Annotated in this window: 13 protein-coding genes; 11 read left to right on the top strand and 2 right to left on the bottom strand. The window is 68.8% G+C overall.

What is annotated here, in order from left to right:
* Window positions 1-18: 18 nt before the first annotated feature.
* The 9 genes from ntrC (at window position 19) to ACO1BU_RS13535 (ending at window position 10,291) form a co-directional block, all read left to right on the top strand.
* The gene (gene ntrC / locus ACO1BU_RS13575) at window positions 19-1,464 is read left to right on the top strand and encodes a nitrogen regulation protein NR(I) (RefSeq protein ID WP_424136487.1); all 1,446 of its coding nucleotides are present in this window, start codon (window positions 19-21) and stop codon (window positions 1,462-1,464) included.
* Window positions 1,465-1,528: 64 nt separating this feature from the next.
* Window positions 1,529-3,724 (top strand): sensor histidine kinase NtrY-like, encoded by a 2,196-nt coding sequence (locus ACO1BU_RS13570; RefSeq protein WP_424136549.1) that lies wholly within the window; start codon window positions 1,529-1,531, stop codon window positions 3,722-3,724.
* Window positions 3,714-5,111 (top strand): nitrogen assimilation response regulator NtrX, encoded by a 1,398-nt coding sequence (gene ntrX, locus ACO1BU_RS13565; RefSeq protein WP_424136486.1) that lies wholly within the window; start codon window positions 3,714-3,716, stop codon window positions 5,109-5,111. The genes ACO1BU_RS13570 and ntrX overlap by 11 nt, the downstream gene beginning before the upstream one ends.
* Before the next feature lie 182 nt (window positions 5,112-5,293).
* Entirely contained in the window at window positions 5,294-6,169 is an 876-nt protein-coding gene (locus tag ACO1BU_RS13560; protein ID WP_424136485.1) for a D-amino-acid transaminase, read from the top strand.
* An 11-nt stretch (window positions 6,170-6,180) separates the two neighbouring features.
* Entirely contained in the window at window positions 6,181-6,843 is a 663-nt protein-coding gene (locus ACO1BU_RS13555; RefSeq protein WP_424136484.1) for an HAD family hydrolase, read from the top strand.
* A gap of 133 nt (window positions 6,844-6,976) precedes the next feature.
* Window positions 6,977-7,309 carry an RNA chaperone Hfq gene (hfq, locus tag ACO1BU_RS13550; RefSeq protein ID WP_424136483.1) on the top strand — a complete coding sequence of 111 codons (333 nt, stop codon included), beginning with the start codon at window positions 6,977-6,979 and terminating at the stop codon, window positions 7,307-7,309.
* The gene (gene hflX / locus ACO1BU_RS13545; RefSeq protein WP_424136548.1) at window positions 7,290-8,630 is read left to right on the top strand and encodes a GTPase HflX; all 1,341 of its coding nucleotides are present in this window, start codon (window positions 7,290-7,292) and stop codon (window positions 8,628-8,630) included. The genes hfq and hflX overlap by 20 nt, the downstream gene beginning before the upstream one ends.
* Complete coding sequence (locus ACO1BU_RS13540; RefSeq protein ID WP_424136482.1) at window positions 8,627-9,463, top strand: inositol monophosphatase family protein; 837 nt, start codon at window positions 8,627-8,629, stop codon at window positions 9,461-9,463. Before hflX ends, ACO1BU_RS13540 begins: the two co-directional genes overlap by 4 nt.
* Window positions 9,464-9,559: 96 nt before the next feature.
* The gene (locus ACO1BU_RS13535; RefSeq protein WP_424136481.1) at window positions 9,560-10,291 is read left to right on the top strand and encodes a glycerophosphodiester phosphodiesterase family protein; all 732 of its coding nucleotides are present in this window, start codon (window positions 9,560-9,562) and stop codon (window positions 10,289-10,291) included.
* On the opposite strand, the gene ACO1BU_RS13530 is transcribed toward ACO1BU_RS13535, so the two are convergent.
* Together ACO1BU_RS13530 and ACO1BU_RS13525 are read right to left on the bottom strand one after the other, a co-directional pair.
* A complete protein-coding gene (locus ACO1BU_RS13530) occupies window positions 10,288-11,799 on the bottom strand; it encodes a YifB family Mg chelatase-like AAA ATPase (RefSeq protein ID WP_424136480.1) in 1,512 nt (503 codons plus the stop codon). The two genes, ACO1BU_RS13535 and ACO1BU_RS13530, sit on opposite strands and share 4 nt — an antisense overlap.
* On the bottom strand, window positions 11,796-12,827 hold the full coding sequence (locus ACO1BU_RS13525; RefSeq protein WP_424136479.1) for a histone deacetylase family protein: 1,032 nt from the start codon (window positions 12,825-12,827) through the stop codon (window positions 11,796-11,798). Before ACO1BU_RS13525 ends, ACO1BU_RS13530 begins: the two co-directional genes overlap by 4 nt.
* A gap of 102 nt (window positions 12,828-12,929) precedes the next feature.
* On the opposite strand from ACO1BU_RS13525, the gene ACO1BU_RS13520 reads away from it, so the two are divergent.
* A complete protein-coding gene (locus tag ACO1BU_RS13520; protein WP_424136478.1) occupies window positions 12,930-14,222 on the top strand; it encodes an ArgE/DapE family deacylase in 1,293 nt (430 codons plus the stop codon).
* Window positions 14,219-15,460: a Zn-dependent hydrolase gene (locus ACO1BU_RS13515; RefSeq protein ID WP_424136477.1), complete on the top strand. Its 1,242-nt coding sequence runs from the start codon at window positions 14,219-14,221 to the stop codon at window positions 15,458-15,460. The genes ACO1BU_RS13520 and ACO1BU_RS13515 overlap by 4 nt, the downstream gene beginning before the upstream one ends.
* The last annotated feature ends 1 nt before the right edge of the window (window position 15,461 follow it).

Below are 15,461 nucleotides of genomic sequence, written 5' to 3'. Positions count from 1 at the left end.
TGATCTTTAAGTAGAAGAATGACCGAACGCACCATCCTCATCGCGGATGATGACCGCGCCATCCGCACCGTCCTCGCCCAGGCCCTCGGCCGGGCGGGTTACAATGTGCGCGCCACCTCCTCCGCCTCGACGCTGTGGCGCTGGGTGGAGGACGGGGAGGGTGACCTCGTCATCACCGATGTGGTGATGCCCGATGAGAATGGACTGGATCTGGTTCCCCGCATCCGCCGCGTTCGGCCGGAGTTGCGGGTGGTGGTGATGAGCGCGCAGTCCACCTTCGCGACGGCCCTCAAGGCTGCTCAACGTGGCGCCTTTGATTACCTTCCTAAGCCTTTTGATTTGAAAGATTTGCTTTCCCTTGTTGGTCGCGCCCTCGCGGCCCCCGCCGCGGTTCCCGCGGAGGACGGGGAAGGGGCGGAAGAGGAGCGCCTGCCTCTGGTCGGACGCTCCCCGGCGATGCAGGAGATCTACCGGTCCGTCGCCCGCCTCACGACGACCGATCTGACCGTGATGATCACGGGCGAGTCCGGGACGGGCAAGGAACTGGTCGCCCGTGCCCTGCATGACTATTCCCGCCGCCGTACCGGAAATTTCGTGGCCGTGAACATGGCCGCCATTCCGCGCGACCTGATCGAGGCGGAGCTGTTCGGGCATGAGCGTGGCGCCTTCACCGGCGCGATGGCCCGTGGAGTTGGCCGCTTCGAGCAGGCGGCGGGCGGCACCCTCTTCCTCGACGAGATCGGCGACATGCCGCCCGAGGCGCAGACCCGCCTCCTTCGCGTGCTGCAGGAGGGTGAATTCACGACCGTCGGCGGCCGGACCCCGATCAAGGCGAATGTCCGTATCGTCGCCGCCACTCACCGGGACCTGCGCCAGGCGATCCGCCAGGGCTTGTTCCGCGAGGACCTGTTCTACCGTTTGAACGTGGTTCCCATCCGACTGCCGCCGTTGCGGGAGCGGGTGGAGGACATCCCCCTCCTGGCCCGCCACTTTCTGGACCGCGCCAAGGCGGCTGGGCTGCCAGCTAAGTCGCTCGACAACGGCGCGGTGGAGCGACTGAAAGTGCATCCCTGGCCCGGCAACGCCCGCGAGCTGGAGAATCTGATGCGCCGCCTCGCGGCTCTCTACCCGCAGGAGGTGATCGGGGAGGATGCAGTGGCGGCTGAGCTGGCGGAGGCCGAGCCCGCCCCAGGTACCCCCGCGGCGCCCTCCAGCCCGGAAACGCTGGAGCAAGCGGTGGAGCGGCACCTCGCGACCTTCATGAACGCCCAGCGCGACGGCCTGCCGGTCCGCGACCTCTATGAGCGCGTGCTGGCCGAGGTCGAGCGGCCGCTGCTGCGGCTCGCCCTGGCCAATACCCGGGGTAACCAGATCAAGGCCGCTGCCATGCTCGGCCTGAACCGAAACACGCTGCGGAAGAAGATCCGGGAGCTGGAGCTGCCGGTTGTACGCGGCCTAACATGACGGTCGTGACGTGAGGCGCGCGGGCCAAGGGCCAAAGAAGAGCCTCGCCCGCCGGGTGGCGGACATGCTGCTCGGCCGTTCCATGACGCTGGCGCTGGCGATGGGGGCGCTCCTCGTCGCGATCGCATCCTTTGCCGTGCTGTCGGGTGGCGGGCCTTTCGGGCCGACTACCCCGGCGCAGACGGCCGCCCTCGTGCTGGTCAACGCCGCCTTCGTCTTGCTGCTTACCGCGAGCCTGGCCGGGCGGCTCGTCCGGGTCTGGGCGGAGCGCCGGCGGGGCAGTGCGGGGTCGCGGCTGCATGTACGGCTGGTCATGCTCTTCGGCGTGGTTGCCGTGGTGCCGGTGCTGTTCGTTGCCGTCTTTGCCACGGTCTTCTTCCAGCTGGGCATCCAGGCCTGGTTCGGTGACAAGGTGCGGGACACGCTGGAGGCGAGCCTGGTCGCCTCGCGCGCCTATCTGGAGGAGAACCGCAACACCATCCGGGCCGACGCTCTGGCCATGGCGGCGGACCTGAACCGCGCGGCGCCCCTGCTGCCCGACAACACCGTGGGCTTCAGCCGGGTGCTGGCCACCCATGCCGCCCTGCGCGGGCTGACCGAGGCGACGGTTTTCGAGCCTGTGCTGGGCCGGGTGGTCGCCAATGCCGGGCTGGGCAGCGCGCTGGTCATGGACCCGCCGCCGGCCTGGGCCATGGAGGTGGCGCGTCAGGGCGACGTGGCCGTGCTGACGGCCGAGGGGGACGATACCCGGGTGAGGGGGCTGGTCGCACTCGATATCGAGCCCGGGCTGATGTTGATGATCAACCGGCCGCTCGATCCCTCGATCATCGAGCACATGCAGCGGACCGAGCTGGCTTACCAGGAATACGACCAGCTCGACCGCAACCGGTCCGGGCTGCAGATTACCTTCGCCCTCATTTTCGCCGTGGTGACACTGCTGGTGTTGCTGGCCGCCGTGCTGATCGGCCTGGTCATGGCTAACCAGATCGCCCGGCCGATTTCCCGCCTGATCAATGCGGCCGAGCGGGTGCGCGGCGGTGACCTCTCCGTCCGCGTGGAGGAGGGGGCCCCGGATGATGAGGTCGGCAGCTTGTCCCGCGCCTTCAACCGCATGACGAACCAGTTGGCCGCTCAGCGGAGCGAGCTTCTGGAGGCCTATCGCCAGCTCGACGACCGTCGCCGCTTCACTGAGAGCGTACTGGCCGGTGTCTCGGCCGGGGTGATCGGCCTTGACGCGGCCGGCCGCATCAACCTGCCCAACCGCCCGGCCAGCGACCTGCTCGGCCAGGATCTGGACACCCTTATTGGCCACCCGCTGGACGAGGTGATACCGGCTTTCCGCAGCATCCTGGCCGCCGCGGCCGCGGCGCCGGAGAAGCCACATACGGAGGAGATCCTCATCCCCGGCCCTTCCGGCCGGCGCACCCTGCTGGCGCGGATCGGCGCGGAGTTCGACGCGGGGGGCCTCTCCGGCTATGTCCTGACATTCGATGACATCACGGCCCTGCTCTCCGCGCAGCGCACGGCGGCCTGGGCCGATGTTGCCCGCCGGATCGCCCATGAGATCAAGAACCCACTGACGCCCATCCAGCTTTCGGCGGAGCGGCTGAAGCGACGCTATCTCAAGCAGATCAGTGATGATCCTGACACTTTCAGGGCCTGCACGGACACAATCGTGCGGCAGGTCGGCGATATCGGCCGGATGGTGGACGAATTTTCAGCTTTCGCCCGCATGCCGCATCCGGTGATCCGCCCGGAGAACCCGGCGCAACTGGTACGGGAGGCACTGGTGCTACAGCGCGACGCGCACCCTGCCATCACCTACGATCTGCAACTGCCCGAAGCTCCCCTTTCGGTCCGCTGTGACCGGCGATTGATTAATCAGGCCTTGACCAACCTGTTGCAGAACGCCGCCGACGCCATTGCCATGCGGCCGGAAGGCGAGGCTGGCGGGCGCGTGACGGTCGAGGTGGCGGTGGGGACCGGCAAGATCTCCATCAGCGTGGAGGATAATGGCATCGGCCTGCCAGGCGATGGTGAGCGCGACCGCCTCACGGAACCGTATGTGACCCACAAGACAAAGGGAACAGGCCTCGGGCTTGCCATCGTGAAGAAGATCATGGAGGACCATGGGGGCGGGCTGACGCTCGCGGACGGGACGGGTGGCGGGGCCAAGGCCACTCTCACTCTTCCCCTGGACGAGACGGCGGAGCAGGACGGGTTGCAGGAAAAAGGAGAGATGCTGCGTCATGGCGCATGACATCCTGATCGTCGACGACGAGCCGGATATCCGCGCGCTCATCGACGGCATCCTGGGGGACGAGGGTTACGAGGTCCGGCAGGCTGCGAACAGCGACCAGGCGCTGGCGGCATTCCGCCAGAAGCGTCCCAGCCTGGTGATTCTCGATATCTGGCTGCAGAATTCCCGACTGGATGGCTTGGGTATTCTGGAGGCGCTGCACCGCGAGGAGCCGCGCGTGCCCGTGGTCATGATCTCCGGTCACGGAACGATCGAGACGGCTGTGCAGGCTATCCAGCAAGGCGCCTACGACTTCATCGAGAAGCCGTTCAAGTCGGACCGGCTGCTGCTGATTGTCGCGCGGGCGCTGGAGGCTGCGCGCCTCAAGCGCGAAAACAGCGAGTTGCGGCTGCGCAGCGGCTCGGAAACGGAGTTGGTCGGCACCTCCTCCCTGATCACGGGCATCCGCAATGCGATCGAGAAGGTGGCGCCCACCGGCTCGCGCGTGCTGATCACCGGCCCGGCTGGCTCGGGCAAGGAGGTGGCGGCGCGCATGATCCATGCCCGCTCCCGCCGGGCCGACGAGCCCTTCGTCGCCCTGAACTGCGCCACCCTGAACCCGGCCCGCTTCGAGGAGGAGCTGTTCGGCGTGGAGGGCGGTCCTGATCCCATCACCCAGCCGCGCCGGCAGGGCGTGCTGGAGCGGGCCCATGGTGGCACGCTGCTGCTCGATGAGGTGGCGGACATGCCCCTGGAAACCCAGGGCAAGATCGTCCGCGCCCTTCAGGAACAAGGTTTCGAGCGGATCGGCGGCGCGACCCGCGTGAAGGTCGATGTCCGGGTGACCGCGACCACCAACCGGGACCTCTCCGCCGAGATCGCGGCCGGGCGGTTCCGTGAGGACCTCTATTACCGCTTGGCCGTCGTGCCGATCCGCATGCCCGCCCTGCGGGAGCGGCGTGAGGACGTGCCGGCGCTGGCCCGGCACTTCATGGCGAAGTCGGCGGAGAACTCGGGCGTGCCCGCCCGCGAGATCAGCGAAGACGCGATGGCGGCGATGCAGGCCTATGACTGGCCCGGCAATGTTCGCCAGCTCCGTAACCTCGTGGACTGGCTGCTGATCATGGCGCCGGGTGGCCCAGCCGACCCGATCCGGCCGGAGATGCTCCCCCCGGAGGTGGGTTCCGCAGCGCCCGCCATGCTGAAGCTGGACCGGTCCAGCGAGATCATGACGCTCCCGCTGCGCGATGCGCGCGAGCTGTTCGAGCGGCAGTATCTCGAGGCCCAGCTTCTGCGCTTCGGCGGCAATATCAGCCGTACCGCGAACTTCGTCGGCATGGAGCGGTCCGCCCTGCACCGGAAGCTGAAGTTCCTGGGCGTGCAAGCGGAGGACCGGGCGAACGCCTAGGCCCTGCTCCCGGCATTGAGACCCGTCCGCTGTAAGGGGACGGGGCGCCTGCTGGGAGGCTGAAGCCTTCGCCGCGACGGGCCGTCATTTCTCACACTCTGGCCTGTTGCCTAGGGGCGGAATCACGCCTACGGCGGATCCCGCCCTGCAGCGACCTGCCCCAGCGAAGAGAAGAGGCTCCCTTGTCCCGCATCGCCTATGTGAACGGGCGCTACGTCGCGCAGCGCGACGCCTGCGTGAATGTCGAGGATCGCGGTTACCAATTCGGCGACGCCATCTACGAGGTGGTCCATCTTTATGATGGCCGCTTCGTGGATGGCGACTTGCATCTCGCGCGGCTGGAGCGGTCGGTGGGCGAAATCCGTTTGCCCATGCCGATGCCCAGGGCTTCGCTGGAGCAGGTGCTGCACGAGGTGGCCCGGCGGAACCGCCTGACCGAGGGACTGATCTACATGCAGGTCGGGCGCGGTGTGGCGCGGCGGGACCATGCATTCCCGAAGACGCCGGTTCCGGTCAGCCTCGTCGTGACGGCGCGGCGTATTCCGCCCTATCCCGCCAGCCTTGAGGGCTGGAGCATGACGGCCATCACTCATCCGGACCTCCGCTGGGCCCGGCGTGACATCAAGAGCGTGAATCTCCTTCCCAACGTCCTGGCGCGTCAGGCGGCCCGCGAGGCCGGGGCAGGGGAGGCAATTCTCTTTGATCCCGCGACGCGCATGGTCACGGAAGGCGCGGCGACCAGCTTTTGGATTGTGGATGCGGAGGGCCTTATCCGCATTCCACCCCTGGGTCCGGACATCCTGCCCGGCTGCACCCGGGCGGCGCTGCTGGCCGAGATGGCGGCGCATGGGCTGCAGGCGGAGGAAAGGCCAGTCTCGCTGGACGAACTGGCCCAGGCGCGGGAGGCCTTCATCACCTCCGCGACCTCTTTCGTGAAGCCTGTCCTGGCGGTGGACGGGCGGCCAGTGGGGGACGGGACACCAGGCCCCGTCACGCGGCGGCTTTTTGAGATCTTCGCCCGCCATGTGAAGGGCGGGCCGCGTAACGCGGCGGCATAAGGGAAACCGCCATGCAGCGCCCGCGTGCCATCGTCTGGGACTGGGACAACACACTGATCGATGGCTGGCCCGCGATTCGGGCTGGGCTGAACGCCGCCTTCAGCGATGCCGGCCTGCCGGAATGGACGCTTGAGGAGGTTCGGGAGCGCGTGCGCCACTCGCTGCGCGACAGTTTCCCGCAGCTCTTCGGCGAAGGCTGGGAACATGCGCGCGACATCTTCTACGCCGGCGTGCGCGCCACCCATCTGGCTGTGCTGCAGCCGATGCCGGGAGCGGAGCTGCTGATCCGCCGGGCGGCAACGATCGCCCCGCTGGCCGTGCTTTCCAACAAGGCAGGGCCGCTATTGAGGGCCGAAATAGACCATCTTCGCTGGACGCCGCTTTTCCGTGCCCTGGTCGGCGCTGGGGACTGCGCAGCGGACAAGCCCGATCCCTGCCCGATGCGCGTCGCATGCGCCGCATGCGGCGTGCCGGCGGGTGGCGATGTCTGGTATGTCGGCGATAATTCGCTGGACATGGAGGCCGCGCGCCGCGCCGGCTGCGTGCCCGTTCTGCTGGGCGATGCGGCCCATGACGGCGGGCCGGCCAAGGCGGCACCTGCCTTGCACTTCCTCACCGCCGCGCAGATGACGGATGCGCTATCCGCGCTGGACAAGGTGCCCGCCAACGGGTGAGTTTGTCCCTCCCACGGGCGAGGGTGCGCGTCCCGGGAACGCGGCGCGTCGCAAGGGCGGGTCACGAAGAACAACCGCCCCCGGATCCGCCACGGCAAAGCCGGGCGGAGAGCAAGAAGAAGGACCTCAGCCAATGGCTGCCGACAAGTCCCAGAACGTGCAGGACGTGTTCCTGAACCATGTTCGCAAGAGCAAAACTCCTGTCACCGTCTTTTTGGTGAATGGCGTGAAGCTGCAGGGCATCATCACCTGGTTCGACAATTTCTCGGTGCTCCTGCGCCGTGACGGGCACACCCAGCTCGTCTATAAGCATGCGATCAGCACCGTCATGCCGGGCGCGCCGATCATGCTTTTCGACGCCAGCTCGGCCGGTGCCCAGCAGCCTACCCAGGGCGGCGCCCCCGTTCGCGAGACCACGATGACCCTTTCGCCGCGCGAGCCGAGCCCTGTCGGTAGCCAGGACTGATTCGGGCCTTGGGGCCGGGGCGGGAGGCCCCACCCCGGCCGCCGTGATCCTGCCTTGGGAGCGCCCCCCTAATCTCGCGGAGAGGGGCATCCCCGATGGCCGCGGCGCTACGCGCGCTGCGGAGGCAAGGCTGGCAGAGGCGGTCGGACTGACCGCCTCGATCGGCGTTGCCATAGTCCATACGAGCATCTTTCCATTGCGCGCTCGCCGGCCAAGCACTTTGCTAGGCGAAGGCCAGGTGGAGGCCGCCCGCATCGCGATGGCGGAGCAGGGCGTGACCGTGGCCGTGGTGGATGCCGCCCTGACTCCGGTGCAGCAGCGCAACCTGGAGCGTGCCTGGGGCTGCAAGGTGATCGACCGCACCGGGCTGATCCTGGAGATTTTTGGTGAACGCGCCCGCACGCGCGAGGGCTCGCTGCAGGTCGAGCTGGCCCATCTGGAATACCAGCGCACGCGCCTCGTCCGGTCCTGGACGCATCTTGAGCGGCAGCGGGGCGGCTTCGGCTTCCTCGGCGGTCCCGGTGAGTCGCAGATCGAGATCGACCGCCGCCTGATCGGCGAGCGGATCGTGAAGCTGAAGAAGGAACTGGAGCAGGTCCGCCGCACCCGCGGCCTGCACCGCAAGGCGCGGACCAAGGTGCCGTACCCCGTGGTCGCGCTGGTCGGTTACACCAATGCCGGCAAGTCCACGATGTTCAACGCCCTGACCGGCGCTGGCGTCTATGCCCAGGACCAGCTCTTCGCCACGCTCGACCCGACCATGCGGGCCATCCGACTGCCATCGGGTCGCACGGTGATCCTTTCGGACACGGTGGGCTTTATCTCGGAGCTGCCCACGCAACTCGTCGAGGCCTTCCGCGCGACGCTGGAGGAGGTAGCGGCGGCCGACGTCATCCTGCATGTCCGCGACGTCGCCCACCCCGACAGCGCCGCCCAACGCGCCGATGTGCTGGGCGTGCTGGCGGAGCTGGCCACGGGACCCGACGCGCCCCTGGACGAGGACTGGGAATCCCGCGTCGTCGAGGTTCTCAACAAGACCGACCTGCTACGGGAGCCGCCACCGCCGACGCCCGGCTCCATCCCGGTCTCCGCCCTGACGGGCGAGGGGCTGGAGGCGCTACGCGCCGTCCTGGACGAGCGCCTCGCCGCCGGGTTGGTGACGGAGCATTTCACCCTCCGCCCGGAGGACGGCGCTGCGCTCGCCTGGCTTTATGAGCATGGCGAGGTGATGGACCGGCAGGATGCCGAGGATGGCGTTCGTCTTTCCGTCCGGCTCTCTCCTGCCGACCTGGCCCGCTTCACGCAACGAGGTGCCGCATGAGCCATTTCGATCCGGCGGCCCTGCGGGAGGTGGATTCCATCCTCCGCGCCGCCGCACGGGCGGAGATCATGCCGCGCTTCCGGCATCTCGCCGCCGCCGATGTGCGGACCAAGACCGGCCCGCTGGACATGGTGACCGACGCCGACGAGGGCGCCGAGCGCGTGATCGCCGAGGCGCTGGCCGAGCGCTTCCCGGGTTGCGTCGTGGTGGGGGAGGAGGGGTGCTCCGCCGATCCCACCCTCTCGGACCGGCTCGCGACGGCCGATCTCGCCTTCGTGGTGGACCCGGTTGATGGGACGGCGAACTTCGCGGCTGGCATGCCGCTTTTCGGCTGCATGGCGGCGGCCTTCGTGCGGGGCGAGGTGGTGGCTGCCTGGATCCATGATCCGCTCGGGCACGACACCCTGACCGCCGCACGCGGCGAGGGAGCCTGGTTGGCCGGGGAGGATGGCACGCGGGGGCCGCGTCTCCGGGTGGCGCAGCCTGCCCCGATCGGTCGCATGGTGGGCTGCATCTCCTTCGGCTACCTGCAGGAGCCGATGAAGAGCCATGTGGCGGCCCGCCTGCCGCGCCTCGCCAAGACCTGGCTGCTCGGCTGCGCGGCGCATGAGTATCGGCTGCTGGCCGGCGGGCACATGCATCTGTCTCTCTACAATCGCCTCATGCCCTGGGACCATGCGCCGGGCTGGCTCATCCATCAGGAAGCCGGCGGTTACGCCGCCCATTTCGATGGATCGCCTTATGTGGCGGCCACAGACCGGGCGGGCGGGATGATCTGCGCGCCCAGCCCTGAATGCTGGGAAGCCGCACGCGCAGCGCTGCTGGGCGACTGACACGGAAGACCGCCGGGCGGGCTGGAAGGCCAGCGCGGCCCATGTTACCCGCCCGGACCTCCGGCCGACGCCGTGCAGATTTTCGGGAAGCCTCCCATGACCGACATCATCGCCCATCGCGGCGGCGCCATTCTCTGGCCCGAGAACAGCCTGGCCGCCTTCCGCGCCGCCATCGCCGCCAGCGTCGACTTCGTGGAATGCGATGTGCACCTCTCCGCCGATGGCGAGGTGATAGTGATGCACGACCCCACGCTGGACCGCACGAGCAATGCCCGTGGCCCGATCCGGGATCGCAGCGCGGCGGAACTGGCCCAGGCAAAGCTTATCTCCGCGGGCGGGGAGGGCGTGCCGCGTTTCGCTGACCTCGCTGCGCTCGTGGCGGATTCTTCCGTGGGGCTTCAGGTCGAGATCAAGCTGGATGCGAGCGGCCGGCCCTATCCCGGCATCCTCGACCGCGTGCTGGCGGGGTTGGACCGCCATGGGCTGCGCGCCCGGACCGAGCTGATCGTCTTCGAGGCGGACATGGCGGCAGCCGGGCTGGCCGCAGGCGGCTTCCGCAATGTGGCCTGGCTCTTCGCGCCCGCGATGCTCGCCAAGCTCGGCATTGGTGGGGTGTTGGCCGTGGTGCGGCACCTCGGCGTGCCGATGGTCGAAACCCATGAGGCTGCGCTGGATGCCGAGCTCTTGGCCGCACTGCGTGGTGCCGGGCTGCGGGTGGGCGCCTGGGGCGTGAACCACGCCGAGAGCATCGAACGGATGCTCGCCCTGGGCGTGGACGCGATCGCGACGGACGATCCGCCGCTCGCCCTCTCGATGCGCCGTCGCTAACCCGCGGCGGGCCGGCGCTGGCGGAAGGTCAGCGCCTCCGCCACATGCGCCCGCGCCACCATGGCGGCGCCCGCGAGGTCCGCAATGGTGCGGGCCACGCGCAGCGTTCGCGTGAAGCCGCGGTTGGAGAGGCCAAGCCGTTCCGCGGCGGTCTCGGCCAGGGTCAGCGCCTCCGGCGCAAGGCTTTCCTGAAGGGCCTGCACGGGGGCTTCCGCATTGGTGGTGATTCCCAGCCCATCATACCGGGCCCTCTGAAGGGCACGCGCGGTGGCCACGCGGGCCGCCACCATCCCGCTTGCCTCACCGGTCGGGGCGCGGGCCAGTTCGCGCGGCGGGATGGGCTGCACCTCCACGGTAAGGTCGATACGGTCCAACAGCGGCCCGGAGAGCTTGCCCTGATAGGCCTCGCCGCAACGCGGCGCCTGCCCACATTCGCGCGCGGCATCGCCGAGATGGCCACAGCGGCAGGGGTTCATCGCCGCCACGAGCTGCACCCGCGCGGGATAGGACACATGGGCGGAGGCACGGCTGACCATCACGCGTCCGCTCTCTAGCGGCTGGCGCAGCGCCTCCAGCGCGGGGCGGGGGAATTCCGGCAACTCGTCCAGGAACAGCACGCCGCGATGGGCCAGGCTTACCTCGCCGGGCCGGGCGCGCGGGCCACCGCCGGTCAGTGCGGCCTGCGAGGCGGAGTGGTGGGGATCGCGGAAGGGCGGGCGTGCGCTGATACGGCCGGCTTCAAGCCCGCCAGCGACTGAACGGATCAGGCTGACCTCGAGCGCTTCGGCCGGGGAGAGATCGGGCAGCAGGCCGGGGAGCCGCGCGGCGAGCATCGACTTGCCCGAGCCGGGCGGGCCGATCATCAGCAGGTTGTGGGCGCCGGCCGCCGCGATCTCCAGCACGCGCTTGGCACTTTCCTGGCCGCGTACTTCGGAAAGGCAGGGGCCGCGCGCCTCCTCGGTCGCCGGGGCAGGTGCCTTCGGCGGGGAGAGCGTCTGCCGGCCCTGAAAATGGGAGATCAAGGCGCGCAGGTCGGGAGCGGCCAGGGCTTCGGTCGCTCCGGCCCAGCACGCCTCCGTTCCCTGGTCGGCCGGGCAGACCAAGCCCAGCTCGCGCTCCGCGCAGGCGAGGGCGGCCAGAAGCACACCGGCCACCGGGTGGATCGTGCCATCAAGCGCCAGTTCGCCGAGAGCGGCGAAATGCGCCAGCTCGTCGATGGGGATCACGCCCATGGCTGCCAGCAGGCCCAGCGCGATGGGCAGGTCGAAATGACTGCCCTCCTTCGGCAGGTCGGCCGGGGCGAGATTTACCAGGATGCGCTTTGGTGGGAGCGAAAGGCCAAGTACGGAAAGCACGGCCCGCACCCGTTCACGGCTCTCCGCCACGGCCTTGTTCGGCAGGCCGACCACGGTGAAGGCAGGCAGGCCGGCCGCGACCTGCACCTGTACCTCGACCGGAACCGCCTCGACGCCCTGGAAGGAGAAAGTGGTGACGCGGGCGAGGCTCACCTGCGCCATTCTCCAAGGAACCGGGCCAGCAGGCCGCCGATGACATCCACGTTGTAGCCGCCCTCCTGGATGATAGCGGTCGGCAGGCGGAGCCCGGCGATCGCGGCGCCGGCGCGGGCAAAGCCCTCTGCCGTCACGCGGAGCGCGGCGAGCGGCTCATGCTCCGAGGCGTCGAAGCCGAGCGAGACGACCAGCGCTTCGGGGTCGAAGGCGCGTAGGCGCGCGATCCCGGCGGCAATGGCATCGAGCCAGCGCTCGTCGCCCGTGCCCATGGGCTGGGGCAGGTTCAGGTTGAAGCCTGCGCCGCTATCGGCCCCGGTTTCCGCCGCATGGCCGACAAACCAGGGATAGTAGGAATCCGGATCGGCATGAATGGAGATGGTCAGCACATCGGCCCGGGACCAGAAAATGCCCTGGGTGCCGTTGCCATGGTGGCTGTCGATGTCGAGCACCGCGACGCGCGCCGCGCCGGCGTCGCGCAGCGCCTGCGCGGCAAGCGCGGCATTGTTGATGTAGCAATGACCACCGGCTCGTGCCGCATAGGCATGGTGGCCGGGTGGGCGGCAGAGCGCATAGGCCGTGCCGCCACTCGCGGCCACAGCCGCTGCCGCCAGGGCGCAGCCGGCGGCACCCAGGGCCGCCTGATAGGTGCCGGGCCCGACCGGGCAGGCCGTGTCCGCCGTGTACCATCCCGCTCTGCCGATCGCCTTGGTTGAGGGCCGCGCACCCTGGGCCAGCATTTCCGGCGAGGGATGGATGTTCGAGACGATCTCCGGCCCTGCCTCCGGCATGGCGGCCCACTCGGCGGGGCCGTCCCGCAGCCAGTCCAGGTAGTCCGGGGCGTGCACCGCCTCCAGCGCCGCCCGGTCCGGCAGTTCCGGGACCTTAGGCACGATTCCCATGCTTCGCAGGCCCTCCCGCAGGGCCGCGGCCCGCGCGGGCACCTCGAAATTCGGGCGCAGCATGCCGCGCATGAGGAAGAACTGCGGCGCGTGCGCCGATTCTAACGGGTGATCGAAGGCCTGCATGGGCCAAGACGCTAGGGGCGGGCCGGGAGCTTGTCCACGCGCCTCGACAGGAGCCCCGAAGCAGGTAGTTTGCCCCGGTCTTCTCGCGGTGCAGGATATTCCATGATTCCTCTCGATCCCGGCGCGAAGCGCGCCATCCTGGATGCGGTGACGGCGCTGGAAGGGGCGGCGGTGGACCGCCTGGCTGCCCTGGTGCGCTGTGATTCCACACTGGGAAAGGAGGCCGGGGCGCTGGACCTCATGGCCGCGAATTATGAGTCGCTTGGCCTCGCCCCGCGCCGCATCCAGACCGACCCGGAGGCGCTGAAGGACCATCCGGGATTCTCGCCACCGCTCATCTCCTATGCCGGGCGCGACAATGTGGCTGCCATCTTCACCCCACGTGAGGTGAAGGGGCGCAGCCTGGCCCTGCAGGGCCATGTGGATGTGGTACCGGAAGGCGCAGCCGATCTCTGGATCACGCCGCCCTATGAGCCATCGGTGCGCGACGGCCGCATGTACGGCCGTGGCGCGGGCGACATGAAGGCGGGCATCGTCTCGTATTTGACCGCTTTCCAGGCTCTGAAGCTGGCAGGGCTGCAGCCCGCCGCCGCTGTGCAGATGCAGGCGGTGATCGAGGAAGAGTGCAGCGGGAACGGCGCGCTGGCCACCATGCTGGCCATGCCGAAGACGGATGCGGTGGTCATCCCCGAGCCTGGCCCCGGCATGGCCGCGATGTATTCGGCCGAGGTTGGCGTGGTCTGGGCCTGGGTGACTGTCACGGGGCGCCCGACGCATGTGCGGGACATGCATGCCGGCATCAATGCGATCGAGGCGGCAATGCAGATCGCCCGCCGCTTCAAGGATTACGAGAACGAGCGCAACCGCGCGGAGAACATCCACGCGGCCTTCCGCGGCGTGAACCATCCGGTGAACGTCAATCTCGGCACGGTGGAGGGTGGCGAATGGAACAGCTCGGTGCCGACCCGCGCGCGGATCGGGCTGCGGGTCGGAGTCATGCTCGGCTACAGCGCGGCGCAGACCAGGGCGGATATCGAGCGGATCGTGGCTGAGGCCGCCGCCGATCCCGCGCTGCGCGGCACGCAGGTGAAGGTGGAGTTCAAGGGCTTCATGGCCGATCCCTGCGCCTTCGACATGGAGAGCGAGATCTGCCGGCTTGCCCGTCGCTCCTATGCGGATGTCTCCGGCGGTGAGCTGCGCGACTATCCCGCGACGGGCCTGACGGACGGGCGCTTCTTCACCCTGTACCAGAACACGCCGGTGGCCTGTTTCGGGCCGGAGGCGCAGGAGATCCACGGCATCGATGAAAGCGTTTCGCTCGCCTCGATGCACGACATCACGCGCAGCATCGCGCTGCTGATGGCGGAATGGTGCGGCGTGGAGAAGGCGGCATGAGCAACATCCCGTTCTCCGGCGCGCGGCTCTGGGATTCGCTGATGGAAATGGCGAAGATCGGCGCCACGCCCAAGGGCGGCTCCAACCGCCAGACGCTGACGCCGCTGGATGGCGAGGGACGCGCGCTGCTGGCGCGCTGGGGTGCGGAAATCGGCCTCTCGCTGACGACCGACCGGCTCGGCAACATGGCCTTGCTGCGGCCGGGGCGCGATCCCTCCCGCAAGCCGGTCGCGATCGGCAGCCATCTCGACACCCAGCCCACAGGCGGGAAATTCGATGGCGTGCTGGGCGTGCTCGCCGGTCTGGAGGTGATGCGCGCGCTGCATGAGGCGGGCGTGGAGACGGAAGCGCCAATTGTTCTGATCAACTGGACGAATGAGGAGGGTGCGCGCTTCTCCCCGCCGATGATGGGCAGCGGCGCGGCCATGGGCGCCTTTACCGAGCAGCAGGTGCTCGACACGCGCGATCCGGAGGGCGTGCGCTTCGGCGACGCACTGAACGCGATCGGCTGGGCGGGCGAGGCGGACCCGGCGAGGCTGCGCGATCTGGAAGCGTATTTCGAGGTGCATATCGAGCAGGGGCCGGTGCTGGAACGCGAGGGACTGGACCTCGGCGTCGTGACCCATGCTCTCGCCCAGCAATGGTTCACGGTGACGGTGACGGGCGAGGAATCCCATGCCGGTGGCACCATGGCGATGCGGCGCGATGCGCTGGTCGCCGCCTCCATCCTCATCCAGACATTGGAGTCCATCGCGCTGAACGCGGGCGGCGACGGCCGCGCGACAGTGGGGCAGATCAATGTCGAACCCTATAGCCGCAATGTCGTGCCTTCCCGCGCCGTGTTCAGCGTCGATCTGCGCCATGGCGATGAAGCGGCGCTGGACCGCATGGCCAAGGCGTTGCGGGACCGGGCGGCGGCGCTGGCGGTGGAGCGACGTGTGGGCATTGAGGTGGAGCCCTTCTGGGCCTTCCCGCAAACTCCCTTCGACGCAACTCTGGCCCAGCGGTTGCGCGATGCGGCGAAGGCGCGCGGTCTGCGTTTCCGCGACATGCCAACGGGCATTGGGCATGACGCCGTCTATGTCGCGCGGCAGGTGCCGACCGTGATGATCTTTTCTCCCTGCCATGGCGGTATCAGCCACAACGAGGCGGAGAGCATTACGCCCGAATGGGCTGAGGCGTCGCTGCTGGTGCTGGGCGATGCGGTGGTCGCGACTGCCGGCCTCGTGAGGAGCTGAC

Origin of the sequence: Roseomonas chloroacetimidivorans, assembly GCF_049629625.1 — a bacterium.
GTDB lineage: Bacteria > Pseudomonadota > Alphaproteobacteria > Acetobacterales > Acetobacteraceae > Roseomonas > Roseomonas chloroacetimidivorans.
Note: the sequence above shows the minus strand (reverse complement) of the source record. Positions and strands in the feature narration are given on the sequence as shown.

What these genes read in the sequence shown, in the direction of transcription:
- ntrC (WP_424136487.1), top strand. Translation starts at nt 19, where the DNA reads ATGACCGAACGCACCATCCTCATCGCGGATGATGACCGCGCCATCCGC.
- ACO1BU_RS13570 (WP_424136549.1), top strand. Translation starts at nt 1,529, where the DNA reads ATGCTGCTCGGCCGTTCCATGACGCTGGCGCTGGCGATGGGGGCGCTC.
- ntrX (WP_424136486.1), top strand. Translation starts at nt 3,714, where the DNA reads ATGGCGCATGACATCCTGATCGTCGACGACGAGCCGGATATCCGCGCG.
- ACO1BU_RS13555 (WP_424136484.1), top strand. Translation starts at nt 6,181, where the DNA reads ATGCAGCGCCCGCGTGCCATCGTCTGGGACTGGGACAACACACTGATC.
- hfq (WP_424136483.1), top strand. Translation starts at nt 6,977, where the DNA reads ATGGCTGCCGACAAGTCCCAGAACGTGCAGGACGTGTTCCTGAACCAT.
- ACO1BU_RS13540 (WP_424136482.1), top strand. Translation starts at nt 8,627, where the DNA reads ATGAGCCATTTCGATCCGGCGGCCCTGCGGGAGGTGGATTCCATCCTC.
- ACO1BU_RS13535 (WP_424136481.1), top strand. Translation starts at nt 9,560, where the DNA reads ATGACCGACATCATCGCCCATCGCGGCGGCGCCATTCTCTGGCCCGAG.
- ACO1BU_RS13525 (WP_424136479.1), bottom strand. Translation starts at nt 12,827, where the DNA reads ATGCAGGCCTTCGATCACCCGTTAGAATCGGCGCACGCGCCGCAGTTC.
- ACO1BU_RS13520 (WP_424136478.1), top strand. Translation starts at nt 12,930, where the DNA reads ATGATTCCTCTCGATCCCGGCGCGAAGCGCGCCATCCTGGATGCGGTG.
- ACO1BU_RS13515 (WP_424136477.1), top strand. Translation starts at nt 14,219, where the DNA reads ATGAGCAACATCCCGTTCTCCGGCGCGCGGCTCTGGGATTCGCTGATG.